This is a genomic window from Spirosoma profusum, assembly GCF_014699005.1.
In the GTDB taxonomy this organism is placed as follows: domain Bacteria; phylum Bacteroidota; class Bacteroidia; order Cytophagales; family Spirosomataceae; genus Spirosoma; species Spirosoma profusum.
This window is the reverse complement of record NZ_JACWZY010000057.1, coordinates 13,177-29,709: the sequence shown is the minus strand read 5'-3', so window position 1 is coordinate 29,709 and position 16,533 is coordinate 13,177. Positions and strand designations below refer to the sequence as shown.

Genomic DNA, 16,533 nt, shown 5'->3' with positions numbered 1-16,533 from the left:
GTCCGGTTCGGGGAGAGGGCAAGCGAAACCGGTAGTTGTGAAACTACCCAGGCGCGCTTGCCCTACTCTACCGTATTGGTTTACTCAGGGCGGATGCTTGTATATCTCATTGGTAACCGATGCCTATTCCAAACGAATTATGGGCTACAGTGTAGCTCCAACGTTGGGGGCTATTCATTGCAAAGCGGCTTTAGAAATGGCCCTCAAGAAGATAAAGAAACGAACGGCCAAAGCCTTGATTCACCATAGTGATCGAGGCCTTCAGTATTGCAGCGCTATCTACATTGGATTGCTGGACAACTATCATGTTCAGATTAGCATGACTGAGACGGGTGATCCGCTGGAGAACCCCATTGCGGAGCGGGTGAATGGCATTTTAAAAAATGAGTACCTGGCTCATAAAGCGGTGTACTCATTAGCCCAAGCCGAACTGGTTTTGGAGCAAGCCGTCTTTCTTTATAACTACAAGCGACCCCACCTAAGCTGTGATATGCTGGTGCCGGACCAAGCTCACCAAGGGGAAGGGAAGCTGAAGCGAAGGTGGAAGAATTATTACCCTAAAAGACAGGGGAAGGTTGGAGTAAATAGTTAAAATAGGGTCTAAATTAGTGGTCAATAAAAAGATGGATAACCAATAAACGGTCAATGTTTTTCAGGACGGGTCACTACCAAAACCGTTCAGTTATACCTCCATATAAAATAAAAGGGAAAGACATATCACATTAAGGCGTCCCGGAGAGCACTTTAACGCTTCATTTTATACAACTGAGTACCTGCCAGTAGAAAACATCCCAGGCCGTAATCTTCAAAATCGGGTTTGCTGTCATACGAAACGGGCTGGCCATCTTTAGGCTCTTTGCCGGTCCCCTGCACGTAACCCAGGAATCCGTTCGGATGCACGCATTCAGTTGCCATGGCGTTCCAGGCCTTCACGATAATTGGACGGTATGTTTTTGCGTCGAGCAAACCGTTGTTAATACCCCATGCCATCCCGTACACAAAAAGAGCTGTTCCGCTGAGTTCTTTCCCACCAAAGTGGGTCGAATCGTGCAGGCTTACGTTCCAATAGCCATCGCTACGTTGCAACGGAGGCAGCACCTGTATCATCTCGCGATACGTCTTTTCGTATTCGTCGCGGTGGGGAGCGTTTTTGGGGATGATTTCTAATACCCGAACCAGGGCAGCCACGACCCAGCCATTGCCCCGCGACCAATAGCAGTCCTGCCCATTGGGTTCCTGATAAGGCGGCACAAAATCCTTATCCCTCCACCATAGTCGGTCTGCTGGATTATAGAGTCCGTTACCGCCATGCTTGGTTTTGGAGTAAGTATAAATCTGGTACATCTTCTCGAAATAAACCGGGTCTTTGTGCAGAACGCCCAATTGAGCGTATACCGGCATCGCCATTTGAAGCGCGTCGATCCAGTTCCAGTCATCTACTTTATCACTACGTACCATGGCATCAATCGACGCTTTGATGTCGTGAATGCGTTCGGACTTACGATCAATTAGATACAGGTCAATATAGGTCTGGCCACAGCATTGGTCGTCGGCGTTACGTGTGTTTATGCCGCTACGTAGTCCCCATTTATGTTTTTGACCCCAGTCAACGGCATAATCGTAGTATGCTTTCTGCTTATCGATACCATATAAGGCCATCAAGCCTTCGTAATACACAGCCCGTGTCCAGATGTTACTCGGACGAGTTTTGTTGGTGACGATTTCCTTTCCGGGATCAGGCCAGGCTTTCATGAAGTGGTCGTTGGCCAGTGTCATTGTAGCCAGAATTCCCTGCCTGCTGGGAAGTTTAGGCGTAGCTGGTTGCGCCAGTACGAGTTGATAGCTCATTAAAACGAGTATCCAGCAACCCACCAGTTTTCGCGTGGGCGATTTCAGAAAGGTACGTAGCATGTTTAAAGGATAAAGGTTATGTATAGAACAGGCTGCTCCAGATATGATACGTTTAGTTATCGTTTTTGGCTTTTCAAATACGGTTGTAGGGGGCAATTTTTTAGCTGGCGTAAGCCCTCTGTAACAGAGCGGGCATTAAACTGGGCACCTGCCAGATTGGTATGGGTATGATCGACCGGAAAAAAGGCTGCTTTTAACGTTTCCTCCGTAAAACCAGCTTCATACTGATGCGCGATGTTCTCATTCAGATCGATAAAAAAGGCACCTTCTGCTTTTGCGATTTGGGCAGCCCATTGCGCATAATTATCCGAAGCTCTAACTACCTTATTATCTTTCCAGACATTTCGTGGAACCAGCGAACAAACGATTGGAACTGCTCCGCTGGCTTTTGTGTCGGCGACGTATTGGCGTATATACCACCCATACGAATGAACGATTTCATGTTTTTTAGTCAGCTTATTGTCAATCTCTACCGTTTCGTCTCCGATGCCCCGAATGGTGCCACGGGCGCGTGACGTATCGTTGATGGCTCCGGCATCATTATGACCAAACTGCAACAGCACAAAATCGCCGGGTTTTAGTTTGGCTTTAATTTTGTCCCAGCGGTCTTCAGTTAGAAAGGTACGGCTACTACGTCCGCCAATCGCCTGATTGTCGATATGAATCCGGGACGTATCAAAATACTCCCCTATTACACTACCCCAGCCCCAAAGGCCATCGACTCCTTTACCCGATCCATTCCGTATGGTTGAATCCCCGATTAGATATAGTGTAGGCCGCTGGGTTTGCATACCAGCCAGGCAAAACAGCACGAGACAGGAAAAGATAACGTAACGTAGCAAGTTCATCGATTGAGCTGATTTGTAGTGGGAAAGCGATACGTTGGGCGGGGTGGCTGTTTCATGCTCTGCCCCAAAAAGAAACTTGGATGGGGCGGCTGGTTATACCCCACGTTTTGCCAGGCAATACTGAGCCGATACTGCGGGTCCTGCATGAGTGTTACCAGCCGATGCTGGGTAGGAATCGTGGTTGTATAAATCCGCAGGCTTTTATTATCGTTGCTACGTAACACGATTTCCTCCCGCCAGTCACCAAACAGATCGGCACTGAGGGCGGGCGTGGCTTTCGTACCGTTGTTCGACGAACAGCTATCTGCCGTAAGCAGCCGAATCGCTGGACCATTCGCCTGATACTTATCGACATGATTTCCATCCAGCAACTCACGGATTAGGTCGCCATCCCACCATACCAGAAAATTGGCCGATGAAGGGCTGTCGCCGATACGTTTACCTTTGGTAGTGAACAAGCCATTGGAACCCGACCACCACAGTTCCGCGCCAGGATTGGTGGGATCAATATCTTCAGCAACACCCCGACCTACATCCTCGCCAGGAAACGCTCCCCAGAGAATTTCACCGGTGCGGGCATCATACAGCGCTGCGCCAAACCCTTTTTCGTAGCCGGGAATTGGCGCTTCATTTTCGTGAATACCCCATACTTCCAACCCCGGCCGGGCTGGATCGAGGTCTGATACGTGAAGGGCGTCGCCATGACGTAATTTTGTCGTATACAAGCCTTTACCGTTATCATTTACACACATGGAGCCGTAAATAATTTCGTCTTTGCCATCGTTATCGACATCGGTAACGGTCAGGTTGTGATTGCCCATGCCAGAAAATCCATCCGGCGCCTGCTGCGAATCGAACACCCATCGAGACGTCAATTTCCCGCCCCGCCAGTCCCAGGCGGCCAGAACGGTACGTCCGTAATAACCCCGGCACATCACCACACTGGGCAATTCACCATCCAGATACGCCACGCACGCCAGAAATCGATCGACCCGGTTGCCATTGTTATCGTTACCGCCGATGCCCCCAACTCCTCCCCAGCCATTAGTCGGGTATCGCGATGGGATATAATCGGTAGTGGCCAAAGCAGCGCCAGTTTTTCCGTCGAAAATGGTGAAAAACTCCGGTCCATCCAGAATTTTACCTTCCAGCGGTCCGTCGGTTTTGGCCCAGTGTTTTGTAGAATCACCAAGTACCTTTCCTTGCCCGTCGATTGTACCATCTGCTGTTTTGCACGCTAGTTCGGCCCGTCCGTCCCCATCCAGATCGTACACCATAAATTGCGTGTAATGTGCTCCTTCCCGAATGTTACGTCCCAGGTTGATACGCCAAAGTAACGTACCATCAAGTTTATACGCTTCCAGAATAGGCGGATCAGAAAACCCTTTATGCGAATTATCGCGTCCCCTACTGGCCTGATGCAGAATCAGTTCGTAGGTTCCATCACCATCCAGGTCAGCCGCCGAGGCATCGTTCGGTGTATAATCAGCGGGCGTTTGCAGCGGGATGGTTAAATAAGGTGACGTAGCACTGGCTGAAAGTGTATACGAGCCCTCCGGTTTCAGTTCTGTTTTCCCCGCCACGGCCCGGACACTATACACTGCATCCTGCCGGAACTTAGCACTGGTATCGACGAAATAGGTGCCCCCCGTTAACGGTCGTTGGTTTAGTTTGACTGGCTGGCTGCCTTTACCAGTTCGGTATACATTAAATGCTACGTTATCAGGATCGTTGATCAATAGTCGCCAGCTCACAAACACCTGATTCTGACTTGTTCGGACAGCCACAACGCCCCGGCTCAATCGCTCCATGCTACGTTGCGCCAACGACGGAACTGTCTGGAATAGTAACCCGACCAGTAATAGATAAAGGAACGATTTCGTCATAACGATTCAGTAAGCAACGCCTAATAAACAGGCAATGCTAAATCTCATGATTGGTAAGGCTAATCGAAAATGAGCTTCGCCCGACTTTGATCCGCTACAGATAATGGTGCTATGGATTGCCCAACCCCAAGGCAGGTTAAAAACTTGCCTTGGGGTAAGCGATTTTACCAGCCGGGGTTTTGCACGACTGTTTTCTGCTCGGCTGTCAGGATGGCCCCGTTTTGTTTTACGCCATCCAGGAATTTCTGCGGAATTGGCCGTAGTAAATGCTTCGGCATAACCGGCTTGGCCTCGTCGTTAAAGGCAATTGCTCTAGGGGATAATGTTTTGGTACGTGACAAATCTTCCCAGCGCATCAGTTCACCCATCAATTCTCTGGAGCGTTCGTTCAGAATAAAGGCGATAAACTGGTCCGCCTGCGACGTAGCACCAATTTTTGTGTAAAACTGATTGGTGGCGCTAAAGATGTCGGCCTCGCTTTTCAGGTGCATAGCGTCGAGGGTAGTAGCGGTGGTTACGGCCAGATTATTCGATTCGAAATAGCTGTTTTTATCCGAGTACGAAACAAATTGAGCTGTGTTGGCAGCCGTGTTATTCTTGTACGATATGCCCCCGTCGACATACGTAGCACGGTCTTCTCCCGCTTTGTAAGCCGCCCGGTCGCGGATTTTGTTCAGATACGGAATCGCAGCTGCGTATTGACCCAACCGGCCCTGCGCTTCCGCAGCAATCAGATACGTTTCTGCCAGACGAGCCAGAATTCCATCCCGCTGTCCGAACTGCGAGGCAACCGCATTCCGTGAACCATCCATAAATTTGGATAATGCTACGTATTGGCTCGTGTTGTAATTACCATGACCGCCCAACATATTTTCGGGCTGCCCGGCAAAATACCGAACAAACATCGAGGGGGCACGTAACGTAATGCTGGTGGGCGTATAGCGCGTATCGCCGGGCGCATTCACGATATACAAAACAGCTTCTTCGCCACCCGCAAATTTTGGCTTACCAACCAGACTAGGATTAGGCGCAGTAGCTGCTGTCCAGGTGGGTGCCGACGACGGTCGGTTACTGAGGTAACGGGTTTTGAAGCTTTTCCAGAAACGGGAATCGTTCACTCGATCATACACATCGATCGAGTAATCGGTAGTACGTAACCGCTGAAACTCCCGGTCGCCGGGGATATCGCGCTGCATACCCGGTAAGGTCTGGTAAATCGACGGGTAGTACAAATGCACCTGGTTACCGTAGCGCCCCTGCGTAGCTGTATTGCCAGAAAACTGAGCGGCCAGGATGATTTCCTTGTTGGTTTCGTTTGGACCATCTATCGCGCTGAAATTCCATAGATCGCTGAAGTTGGTGGCCAGTGTATGCCCGCTGGTGTTAATGACCAGATCAGCGTATTTAACAGCATTTTGCAGGTCAGCAGTTTTCGTGTTGCTGTTCCAGTCGCTGTTGATTTCGCTCGCCCGATAAAGGTATGTTTTAGCCAGGAAGTGAGCGGCCGCCCATTTAGTAAGTCGCCCGGTTTCGGTAACAGTCGCCGGCAGTAACTCATAAGCTTGCGTAAAGTCCTTGACGATCTGATCATAAATTTGCTGCGCCGAGGCCCGGGTAAACTCCTCTTCAATGCTGGTAGACGGAACCAGTTTCAGGGGAACACCGCCAAACTGCCGGACCAGTTTAAAGTAATCGAACGCCCGCATAAAGTACCCCTCACCCAATCGGGTATTGGCGATAGTGCCCCCACCGTAGTATTTCGGTACGTTCTCGATCATGATGTTGGCCGAGTTAATGTTCCCGTACATGTTATCCCAGACGGTTGCTACGTCGCCATTTTGAGAGTTCAGATTGGCATCGTATGAATTGAACATCTGCTCGGTTCGGTCGCCCCCAACGGTAAACTCGTCGGTTCCGTAATTGGTCGTCGCATAGGCCCACTCGTAGTTGAAGTGGAATCGCAAACTCTGGTACATCCCAATCGACAGCCCATCCAAACCGCTGGGGGTTTGGAAGTTCTGCGTGGTCAGCAGTGTAATCTGGTTTTCTTCCAGAAATTCTTCTTTGCAGCTCGTGGACACGCTCACAAGAGCCGCGACCAGTGCTGCCGAATATATAGAACTAGTAATAGGTTTCATGGATGGTTGGTTAAGAATTAGAAGCCGACGTTTACACCAAAGACAAGACCCCGGTTGAAGTTGGAATTTCCCGTATCAGGATCGAGCCAGCTTATTTTTGAATAGATCAGGCCAGGATTCAGCAACTGGGCGTACACTTTCGCCCGCGACAGGCCCACTCTTTGCACAATTTTCGTGGGGAGAATATAGCCTAACGTAACGTTGCGAATCTTGACGAACGAGCCATCCTGATAATTCATTGCATTTCGGAAGGGGTCCCCTGCGGCACTATTATAATTGGGGGCAGGGTACTCATTAGTTGGGTTGGTAGGTGTCCAATAATCGACCAAGCGTTGGGTATACCGGCCTTGCAAGCTTTCAGCTCCCGACTGTACGAGAAAATTTAACCGCGAGAAAATAAACGCCGATAGCTCAAGCCCTTTGTAAGAGAACGTATTGGTAATGCCGCCCGTCCAGGCAGGGCTGCTGCTGCCTCTGATTACCCGGTCATTATTGGCATCAATTTTATAGTCGCCATTCTGGTCAACCACTTTAATATCGCCTGGGCGGAAAATTTGTCCATTGGTCGCAAACTTTGCCATCTCTTCCAAATCCTGCGGGGTGTTTTGCCAGATTCGGTCTTTCTGATAATCGTAGTAAACGCTCAATCGCTGCCCAATAAACCAGAGGTTATTAATGTCGTCCACGGCTCCATTGGCCAGACTAACAATGCGGTCTTTATTGGTGCCGATGTTCAGGGTAGAGGTCCAGCCAAACTGATTTGTTCGGATGTTTTCCGTGTTCACGGTCAGCTCGATTCCGCGGTTGGCTGTTTCACCAATGTTGGTCAGCGAAGTCGTATAGCCATTGATAGACAGGATGCTACGTAGCATCAGCAGATCCGTTGTCCGGGATGTGTAGAAGTCTAGGGCACCATTGATACGTCCTTTGAACAGATTAAAATCGATTCCCAGGTTCCATTGCCGCGTGTGTTCCCATCCCAATTGTGGGTTAGGTAGAGAGATGGGCGTAGCCAGCGACGCATCCGACGACACATAACCCGCCTGTACAGAACTGCCAAACGTATAATACAGCGTTTGCAGAACGCCCTGGGTGGTATAAGGCGAAATCGCTGCGTTACCCGTTACCCCAACACCTACGCGCAGTTTCAGCTCATCGATCCAGGATACGTTTTTAATAAAGTTTTCCTGATCCAGACGCCAGGCACCTGATACCGAGGGGAAGAAATCCCACTTCTTGCCCGGAGCCAGTTGTGAAGCACCATCCCAACGACCAAACGCCGTCAGAATGTACTTGCTGTTGAAGCTATAATTTGCCCGGGCCATGTAGGAAACCAGGGACGATTGAATCAGGTTACTGCTGAAGCCATCCAGCGCGCTCACCGAATTCAATTGATACCACAACTGACTATTGTAGGGCAACTTTGTCGCCGTCATGGACGATGTTTCCTGGCGATACGACGTAGCATTCTGCAACAAGGTCAGACCGATGCTGTGCTGGCCAAATGTTTTGTCGAAGTAAATCAGTTGGTCCAGCGACCAGGAAAAATTGTTGGTATTGTTTAGCTGGGCATAATTAGTTGAACCCGGCTCACCACCACCCCGGTTGATGGAGTTTTGGTCCATCCAGCGACCGTTGTTGTTGTAATAAAAATCGGGACCAAAGTTCATGCGGTACCGTAATCCGTCCAAAATCGTAACCTCGCCGTAGAGGGAAGCCATGGCACGGGTCACTTTGCGCAGGTTGATATTGTATTGGTCTTCGCCAATCGGATTCAAAATGGTAATGTCGCCCCCGGGCAGGTTGATACGTTTGCCCGTACTGTCATACGGAACGGCAAAGGGAAGCATCCCATTAGCAGCCGCGTACAGGCTGCCGGGGCCCGTTGCGTTGGTTGTGGCAAATCCGTAATTCTGCTTGCTGAACGTACCATCAATCGTTCCACCCATTTTCAGCCATTTCACCGGGTTGACATCGACGCTCACTTTCGCACTGTAGCGGGTAAAATCCTGCCCAAGCTGGGTGCCCTCCTGGCGCAAATACCCGAACGAACCATAGGCTTTGATTTTGTCGGTTCCTCCGCTGGCGCTGAGAATATGATCGTGTGTAATACCAGTTCGTTTTACCATACTTCTCCAATCGGTTGTTGGAACCAGATCGCCGTTCCAGGTACCATTCGCCCACCCTTTGTTTACATTGGCCAGCGCATAGGCATCGCCCGCAAATATCCGCTGATCGTCTACCTGGCTGGGCGCATCCGGGTAGCCCGTACCCGCTGGTGTTGTTCGTCCTGCCAACGTATTCAAATAGTTGATACGTCGGTACGCATTCCTTCGGAAGTCAATGTATTGAGCCGAATTCATCAACTGTAGCCGGTCCTGAATCTGCTCGAACGTAGCGGTTCCTACGTATTCAAGCACCAAACGGCCACTTTTCCCACGTTTGGTGTTGACCATAATCACACCATTCGCTCCACGTGAGCCATAAATAGCCGTAGCCGAAGCATCCTTTAAAATATCAATGGTTTCAATATCATTCGGGTTGATGAACTCGATACCGCCCGACGAAAGTGGTATGCCATCCACTACGTAAAGCGGATTGTTGGTAGCGGTTAATGAGCGATTACCCCGAATCCGAATGCTTCCCATTTCACCGGGGCGCTCATTCGACGTAATATCTACACCTGCGGCTTTTCCCTGGATAGCCTGTAGCGCATTGGCGACGGGTCTAGAACGTATCTCGTCTGCATTTACACTCACCACAGCAGAAGTCACATCGGTACGCTTCACCGTATTATAGCCTACCACGACCACTTCATTCAGGGTTTTCGTATCGGGCATTAGCTTGACATCCACCGAGGTTCGCGCGCCGAGAACTACTTCCTGCGAGGCAAATCCCACCAACGAAAACACCAGTGTGATAGCCTGTCCTTCTGGTGCAGTCAGTCGGTAACGTCCCTCCCCATCGGTAGTCGTCCCTCGGTTCGTTCCTTTCAGTACGACATTCACACCGGGTAAGCCCGCATTATTTTCGTCTTCTACTTTTCCGGTAATGGTACGATCCTGGCTTACCGACGTGGCGGCAATAATTTCCTCGACAGATTGTAACGTAGTATTGCTAGTTTGATTACTCCCCGCTGCGTTGAGTTGTTTATTTAGGATGATGTTCTCTCCCGACACCGAAAACTGAATCTGAAACGGGCTGAGCAGTTTTTCTAATACTTCATTTAAGCGCTCGTTATGTACCTTCAGACTTACTTTACGGTTTCGAACCAGCGATGGAACGTAGGAGAAACGAACTCGGGTTGATTTTTCTAACTTCTTTAAAACGACGCTCAGATCGATCTGCTCAACCTCAATAGAGACAGGCCGGTTCAATAGCTCCTGCGCAAAACCATCCCGCCCATAGGCTAGACTGCCCAGCAGAAAAATCAGCATTAACGGAATACTGGCTTTCATAATCAGCGCAATACAATTGCGTTTGGTACTACTTTTTTTCATAATTTACCGACGGTTTTTGGATTTTTAAAAACAAAAGCCCCCTGGCTCCTGCAAAAGGAGTTGTGTTCGCCAAAACATCAAGGGATTACTTAAGTCGCGGGGTAGAACTCATCATGAGGCCAATCATGATTCGTTCACATACCCAGCGGCTTTTTTGTGAAAGGGCACTTGTGTTACGTCATTGAGATGGGTTTATGGTTTCGTTTAGGTCAGATTAGCAATTGTTAATTAATTATTCGCAGCCAGCACTGGTAACCACGATCTTTGTGTCCTCGACTTTGTAACTGGCACCGATGGTCCTGCAGATGATATCTAATTTGGTATAGAAGGGTTCATCGGCCAGGGTTGAGGTCAGGAAACAGTTCTTCATCTGGCTGGTATCATACTGAATCGGAATTCCATAGGTTTTCTCCAGTTGGGCAAATACATCGGTTATTGGCGTGTCCTCAAATTGAAGCGTTGGTTTCTGGTTATCCGTGTACAGGCTAACGGGCTGGCTGGCTATGGCTCGGGTTAATTGATTTTCGTCCGGTACAAACGTCGCCTGCTGATTCGGGGCCAACATCAACTTTTCGACCTGCCCGGATTTGATCGCCTTATTCATGGAATAAACCGCCACTTTACCCGACCGAACAATAACGGACACCTGTTTGCCGCTCGTTTTGATAATAAAGCTTGTTCCAACCACACGGGTAACAAGTCCCTCAGTATAGACGAAAAATGGATGTTGTGGGTCTTTGGTAACGTCAAAAAAAGCTTCACCACTCAGATACACGTTGCGGACGGCTTCCTTAGTCATCTGGGCTGGGTAACTTATTCGAGCGTTTTTTGCCAATGTAACATGGCTTCCATCCGGTAGGGTTATGGATTGGGACGTTCGATTGGCATTGACAATTTCAGTTAAGGACGTAGTGGATGCTTTGACAAGCTTCTCATATCCATACGTGGATTGGCTCGATTGCCAATTGAAAATAGTCCAGCCCAAAGCTATAAATAGCGTAACCACTGCCGCAATGCGCCACCAGGTAGCATAACTGTTCAAACGACGTACTGGAACCCCATGGACTTCTGTTCTGGCTAATACGTTGCCAATGTGATAGGTTAATTCTGCGTCTGGTAGGTTGGGCAGGTGGGTTCCCTGCCGTTGGTCATCAATAAACGCTTTCGCTTCATTTACAGCTTCCTCTTTCTCTGGATAGGCAGCCAGAAGCTCGTTCCAGATCGTTCCCGTTGACGGACAGCCAGCTCGCACCCAAACCAGGAAATCATCGTCCAGCAGGAAGTCTTCAACGGTATAATCTTTATATTGCTTCATGGTTAAACACCATTTGTGACGCATTCTATAAGGAAGGGCAAAAAACTAAAGGAGAATAATCAAAAATCAGTCAAAAGTTTTTATTATTTTCTTATGGTATTGATAATCAGCTAGTTAATACACAAATCAATTAAAGATGTAATAGAGAACCAGGAGAAGCGGCTTCCAGTGTAGACGAAACGCGCGGATGGCCTGAAACAACAAATTTGCAACGGCTGGACGGGTAATATCCAGCAATACCGCAATTTGTTCGTTGCTTAATTCCTCGTAAAACTTAAGGTGGATAATTTCCTGCTGCCGCTTGGTTAAGTGAATAAGCGTTTTTTGAACCTGCGATTGTTTCTCCTGATGAGTTTCTTCCGTTATGATACGCTTTTCGGTATACGTATCAGTTACAGGCTCCTCCCATTTATCAGGAATTTCTTCCCAGTATAGGAAACGTTTCTTTTCTTTAAAAATTAAGTTTCTTAAAGCCGAGAAGAGGTAAAGTTTTAGGTTTCTGGCGTCATTCAAATACATCCGACGTTCCCAGAGGTCAACGAATAGATCCTGAACACAATCATTTACCTGATCTCTGTCTTTTACAAACTTAGTTCCATAGTGAAATAAAGGTCTATAATAGACTTTCAGGAGCGTCTCAAAGGCTTTGCGGTCACCTCCTCGAAATGCCTGCCAAAGAATTGTATCATCCTCACTCACGAACCTCGTTATTTGTCTATATTCCAGGGAACCTTACAAATATACGTGCATAGCCAAGTTAAAGCATAAATAATATAGTAATGTTTCAATTTTGGAATTACGGTAGTATTTAATGTTGTTAATAGTGAACTATATTGTATTCACCTCCTTATGGAATCCAGTGATAGTATCAGGTGAAAGCACGGCGACTTTCGCTCAATAAAAGGCGAGTACTACCATTTTATCTTGTACTGTTAACAAATAACTGTGCGAGCACTATTGGTAACTCATGATAACAGCAGTAAATTGATTAATACCATCTAGTTATCTTGTTTTGACTGCTTCGGCTTGGTATGATTTACAATATCCGATGTATTCATTTGAACTGTTTAAGAAGCTGTTTGAGTTAGGCTTTGTTTGAAACGAGAAGGCCGCCAATCGGGGTTAAGTTGTGTGAAACAACTTTATTCCCGCTCCGGCGGCCCGGTCCGACCTGACGGCCTCTCAATGGCAAGGTGAAAAACTTATTTCGGTCAAACGAAAAAGCGTTTAGCCACTCCAACGAATCGTGGAGGCCATCTTTTACTTGACAAAAAACGGTACTATCTGGCGTGACTTGTCTGAAGGCTTCCCGCCTTGGCAGATTGTTTATTGGTACTTTAGAAAGTGGATCAAAAATGACACGTGGGTTCTTATTGCCAACGAGTTGACGATGAACCATCGACTTAAAGTGGCTAAGAAGCCCTTACCCACAGTAGCCGTCATTGATTCGCAAAGTGTCAAAAATAGCCCTACAGCCACTAAGCGGATTGGCTTTAATGGTGGTAAGTTGATCAAAGACCGTAAACTTTTTTTGATCGTCGATACGATGGGGCACTTGCTGTGGACCGATGTGCGACCCGCCAACATAGCGGATGGCAAAGCAGGCATTTTGCATTGGGAGCAAGCCAAGCACCTTAATCCTTTGTTGGATGATTTGGTGTTGATGTATGCTGACAGTGCGTTTGGCGGTCATTTTAAAGAGCAATTAGAAACCATATATGACATGCGTGTGGTGATTCCGAAGTCCCCCATCAACAGTAAACTGGTTATTCATCATTGGCGATGGATTGTCAAACGAACTATTTCCTGGCTAGGCAACAATCGACGATTGGCTAAAGACTATGAGCGTACTCTCTTATCTGCCCAAACTTTTATTTGGATCGCTCATATCAGGCGCACTATAAAACGAGTTTAGCTTTAAATCAAACAGCTTCTTAGGAGCAACACCTAAACCGATTATGAAATGATATGCGTAGGCAATTCTTGGTAAATATGAATCTGATAGTACATTATTTACATGGATGCGCCGTACAGCTTAAATTGTCCACGAAAACCTCCGATTCGAATCAGGATAAGACAGTGCGTTTGAGGAAGGTATTCGGCAATCTGGCTTTCAACAGTAATAGCTTAGGCCTTCTTCTTTTCTGCGATGATCTCGCTCAAGGAGTTCACCAGCTTATCCAGATCAGCCAGCGTCGTATATATGTGGGGGGTTACCCGAACACAACTAATATTTTCCCAGACCGTGGGCGAGGTATTGATCTTATATTTAGCCATTAGCTTTCCCTCCACTTCGCCTGGCGTCATGCCCTCGATACTTACCCCACAAATGCCGCAGGAAAACTGGGGTTTCAGTGAGGTCGATAAGCGAACGCCGGGCAACTTTAGGGCTTTTTCAGCCCAATAATTTTTCAGGTACCGCACGCGCTCTTCTTTACGTTTGCTACCGATGGCGTTGTGAAAATTGATGGCTTCATTAATGCCTTGCTCAATGGCAAAACTTCGGGTACCCAAGGTTTCAAATTTTCGGATGTCGTTGCTTTTCGGCTGGCTGTTACAGAGCAGTGGCCAAATAGTGGCGATCTTTTCCTTCCTAATCCATAGCATGCCAGTACCAACCGGAGCGGACAAAAACTTGTGCAGACTGGTACCGAAATAATCGCAGCCTAGTTCGGGAATTTTAAAGTCCAGTAAGCCAAACGAGTGCGCTCCATCGACCAGCACTTCAACGCCATGTTTTCGGGCCATCTGGCAAATTTTCTGCACGGGCATGATTTGGCCAACCCAGTTAATGACGTGCGTTACGTGAAGAAGTTTTGTTTTGGGCGTAATGGCTTTTTCGTACTCACGAACAATCTGCTCGTCGTTTTCAATCGGGAATTTGAAACTCAATTGCTTGTATACGATACCCTCCCGTTGGGCCCGTTGCCGCCAAGCCTGGATCACGTTCGGGTAGTCCTGCAATGTTCCAATAATCTCGTCGCCCTTCGCCAGATCGAGTCCGTAAATGACCGTATTCAGGGCTTCAGTAGCGTTGCGGTTGATGGCAATCTCGTCGGGTAACGTACCAGCCAGTAAAGCCAGTTTTTCGCGCACCGGTTCGCGTCCCTGATCCAATAGGCGCCACATGTAGTAGGAAGGACCTTGATTGATCATTTGGTTATAACGTTCAACGGCCTGCTGCACAACGAGTGGCGACGGCGAAACACCCCCATTATTAAGAATAATGATGGGGGAAGTCGAAGCTGTGTAGCTCTGCTGGATGGTGCGCCAATAGTCTTCGTCAGCAGCAACTTCCCGCAGGCTAAGGTGTTGTACACGTCGGTTAGCAGCCGTCAGGTCGGCCACAGACGTCATTTCCAGAAGATTATTAACCGAAACCGTACTCCCAGCTACGGCTAGTTTTTTAACAAAATTTCGACGGTTATGCGCCATACTTACACGTTAAATCAATCTATAAAATATCCCACCAGTTCTTAACAGCCTGCGTATCGCCACCAATATTATTGGCAGCTGTGGCACTGTTAATTGCATTACTAGTTCGGCTTCCGCTCGGATATTTCAATCGTTTAGGTACGTCTTTTACATCCGGGTCCAGACTTCCCGAGGCTGGATCGATGAACAGGATATCACCATTCGGTTTTTTTATGTCCAGCCGCAACCGTTCCATCCAGGCTTGCAGGCCCTGCATGTAGAGCGCCAGCCATTTCTGGGTACCAATCACGTTTTTGAAGTTACCCGCTTTATACGGTACGTTGTCCAGATAGGCCGCAACCACTTTTGCATCTGTGACTCCCCACTGGTTCATCGAGGCTGTTACGGCGGCTTTGTATAAATCTTCCGGCGTTTCAGTGCCCACATTCATACCACGGGCAGCGGCTTCGGCTTTGGCAAACGCCACCTCTGCGTACGTAATCAGGTAGCCTTTGGCCGAACCGCTGTAGGCAATCACCCCCGGTTTGGATAACCCAATCATTGTTGGCGAATTGGCTTCTGTACCGTACACTTTACCAACGTATTTACCATTCGTTTCATCGGGGCGGGCGTAAATGGGTAAGCGAGGGTCGTTGGTTGCCTTCATGTAATCAACCAACGTAGCTGTCACGGCAAATTCAACTAATGGTCTTTCTACGTCGTTATACGGAAAGCGGCTGGTTGTCGCCGTCAGGTTATACGGAAAAAAGGCGTCCTGACTGACACCGGTCAATGTGTTCTTGGCGGCTTCCTCAATTACGGATTTAGCTTCTGCCGGCTGAATGTCGGCGATTCTCAACGCAATGCGAATACGTAATGCATTGCCAATACGAACCCACTGTTTGGCATCACCATTGGCAATAATATCACCTCTAATCTGGCCCGCTGTGGTGTTTTGCAGAATATCAACCTGTTTTTTCAGCGAAGCCAGCAGACTGGCGTATACATCCTTGCCTTTGTCAAAAGCTGGCTGTGGAATGTCGTCTCCTTTAAGCGCCTGCGAATACGGAATATCGATATAAGCATCGGTCAAAACGTGAAACATCCAGGCTTTCATTATTTCGGCCACCGCCAGTACATGCGGATTAACTTCTCCGGGATGGCGATTGTAATAATTTTGAATTTCCTGAAGATCCATCAACGGCCCGGCATACAGTCCAGCCCACAAACCATCGTTGGTGAATAAGTACCGACCGTCGGAAGTTTTGTCGGTGCCCATCCAGTATTGTGACAGTTCCATCCCGATACGTCCGTTGAAATACGAATCGTACATCAGATCGGCCGCTCGTTTCTGGGCGTTGGCCAGTAAAAACTCCGGCTGGGTTTCGCTGGACCGGGCGGGGTTGGTGTTTAGGGTTTCAAAATCCTTGCAGCCCGTAGAAGCTACGAACAGGAAGGCCAGCAGAAAAATAGTACTACGTTTCATCGTGGTTAAGGATATGATGTTACGTGCCTGAACGG

11 protein-coding genes are annotated in these 16,533 nt (G+C 48.2%); 2 read left to right on the top strand and 9 right to left on the bottom strand.

All coding sequences use genetic code 11. The features are described from left to right. A partial coding sequence (locus tag IC229_RS32980; RefSeq protein ID WP_223834353.1) for an integrase core domain-containing protein occupies window positions 1-592 on the top strand: 592 nt, incomplete at its 5' end. 152 nt (window positions 593-744) lie between these two features. Here the strand turns inward: IC229_RS32980 and IC229_RS32975 are convergent. The 7 genes from IC229_RS32975 to IC229_RS32945 all read right to left on the bottom strand — a co-directional run bounded on the left by IC229_RS32975 (window position 745) and on the right by IC229_RS32945 (window position 12,297). After that, a complete protein-coding gene (locus IC229_RS32975) occupies window positions 745-1,848 on the bottom strand; it encodes a glycoside hydrolase family 88/105 protein (protein ID WP_190892929.1) in 1,104 nt (367 codons plus the stop codon). Window positions 1,849-1,967: 119 nt separating this feature from the next. Further along, window positions 1,968-2,759 (bottom strand): rhamnogalacturonan acetylesterase, encoded by a 792-nt coding sequence (locus IC229_RS32970; RefSeq protein WP_190892917.1) that lies wholly within the window; start codon window positions 2,757-2,759, stop codon window positions 1,968-1,970. Continuing rightward, the gene (locus IC229_RS32965) at window positions 2,756-4,645 is read right to left on the bottom strand and encodes a rhamnogalacturonan lyase (protein ID WP_190892915.1); all 1,890 of its coding nucleotides are present in this window, start codon (window positions 4,643-4,645) and stop codon (window positions 2,756-2,758) included. Before IC229_RS32965 ends, IC229_RS32970 begins: the two co-directional genes overlap by 4 nt. Before the next feature lie 164 nt (window positions 4,646-4,809). Further along, window positions 4,810-6,783: a RagB/SusD family nutrient uptake outer membrane protein gene (locus IC229_RS32960; RefSeq protein WP_190892914.1), complete on the bottom strand. Its 1,974-nt coding sequence runs from the start codon at window positions 6,781-6,783 to the stop codon at window positions 4,810-4,812. Window positions 6,784-6,800: 17 nt separating this feature from the next. Next, window positions 6,801-10,283 (bottom strand): SusC/RagA family TonB-linked outer membrane protein, encoded by a 3,483-nt coding sequence (locus tag IC229_RS32955; protein ID WP_223834352.1) that lies wholly within the window; start codon window positions 10,281-10,283, stop codon window positions 6,801-6,803. A 232-nt stretch (window positions 10,284-10,515) separates the two neighbouring features. After that, entirely contained in the window at window positions 10,516-11,598 is a 1,083-nt protein-coding gene (locus tag IC229_RS32950) for a FecR family protein (RefSeq protein ID WP_190892907.1), read from the bottom strand. A gap of 126 nt (window positions 11,599-11,724) precedes the next feature. Further along, on the bottom strand, window positions 11,725-12,297 hold the full coding sequence (locus IC229_RS32945; RefSeq protein WP_190892905.1) for an RNA polymerase sigma factor: 573 nt from the start codon (window positions 12,295-12,297) through the stop codon (window positions 11,725-11,727). A 547-nt stretch (window positions 12,298-12,844) separates the two neighbouring features. On the opposite strand from IC229_RS32945, the gene IC229_RS32940 reads away from it, so the two are divergent. Further along, on the top strand, window positions 12,845-13,513 hold the full coding sequence (locus IC229_RS32940) for an IS5 family transposase (protein ID WP_190892903.1): 669 nt from the start codon (window positions 12,845-12,847) through the stop codon (window positions 13,511-13,513). Window positions 13,514-13,725: 212 nt separating this feature from the next. Here the strand turns inward: IC229_RS32940 and IC229_RS32935 are convergent, their stop codons facing one another. Then, entirely contained in the window at window positions 13,726-15,033 is a 1,308-nt protein-coding gene (locus IC229_RS32935) for an aminotransferase class V-fold PLP-dependent enzyme (protein WP_190892902.1), read from the bottom strand. Between the two features lie 19 nt (window positions 15,034-15,052). After that, the gene (locus tag IC229_RS32930; RefSeq protein ID WP_190892900.1) at window positions 15,053-16,498 is read right to left on the bottom strand and encodes a SusD/RagB family nutrient-binding outer membrane lipoprotein; all 1,446 of its coding nucleotides are present in this window, start codon (window positions 16,496-16,498) and stop codon (window positions 15,053-15,055) included. Window positions 16,499-16,533 lie beyond the last annotated feature (35 nt).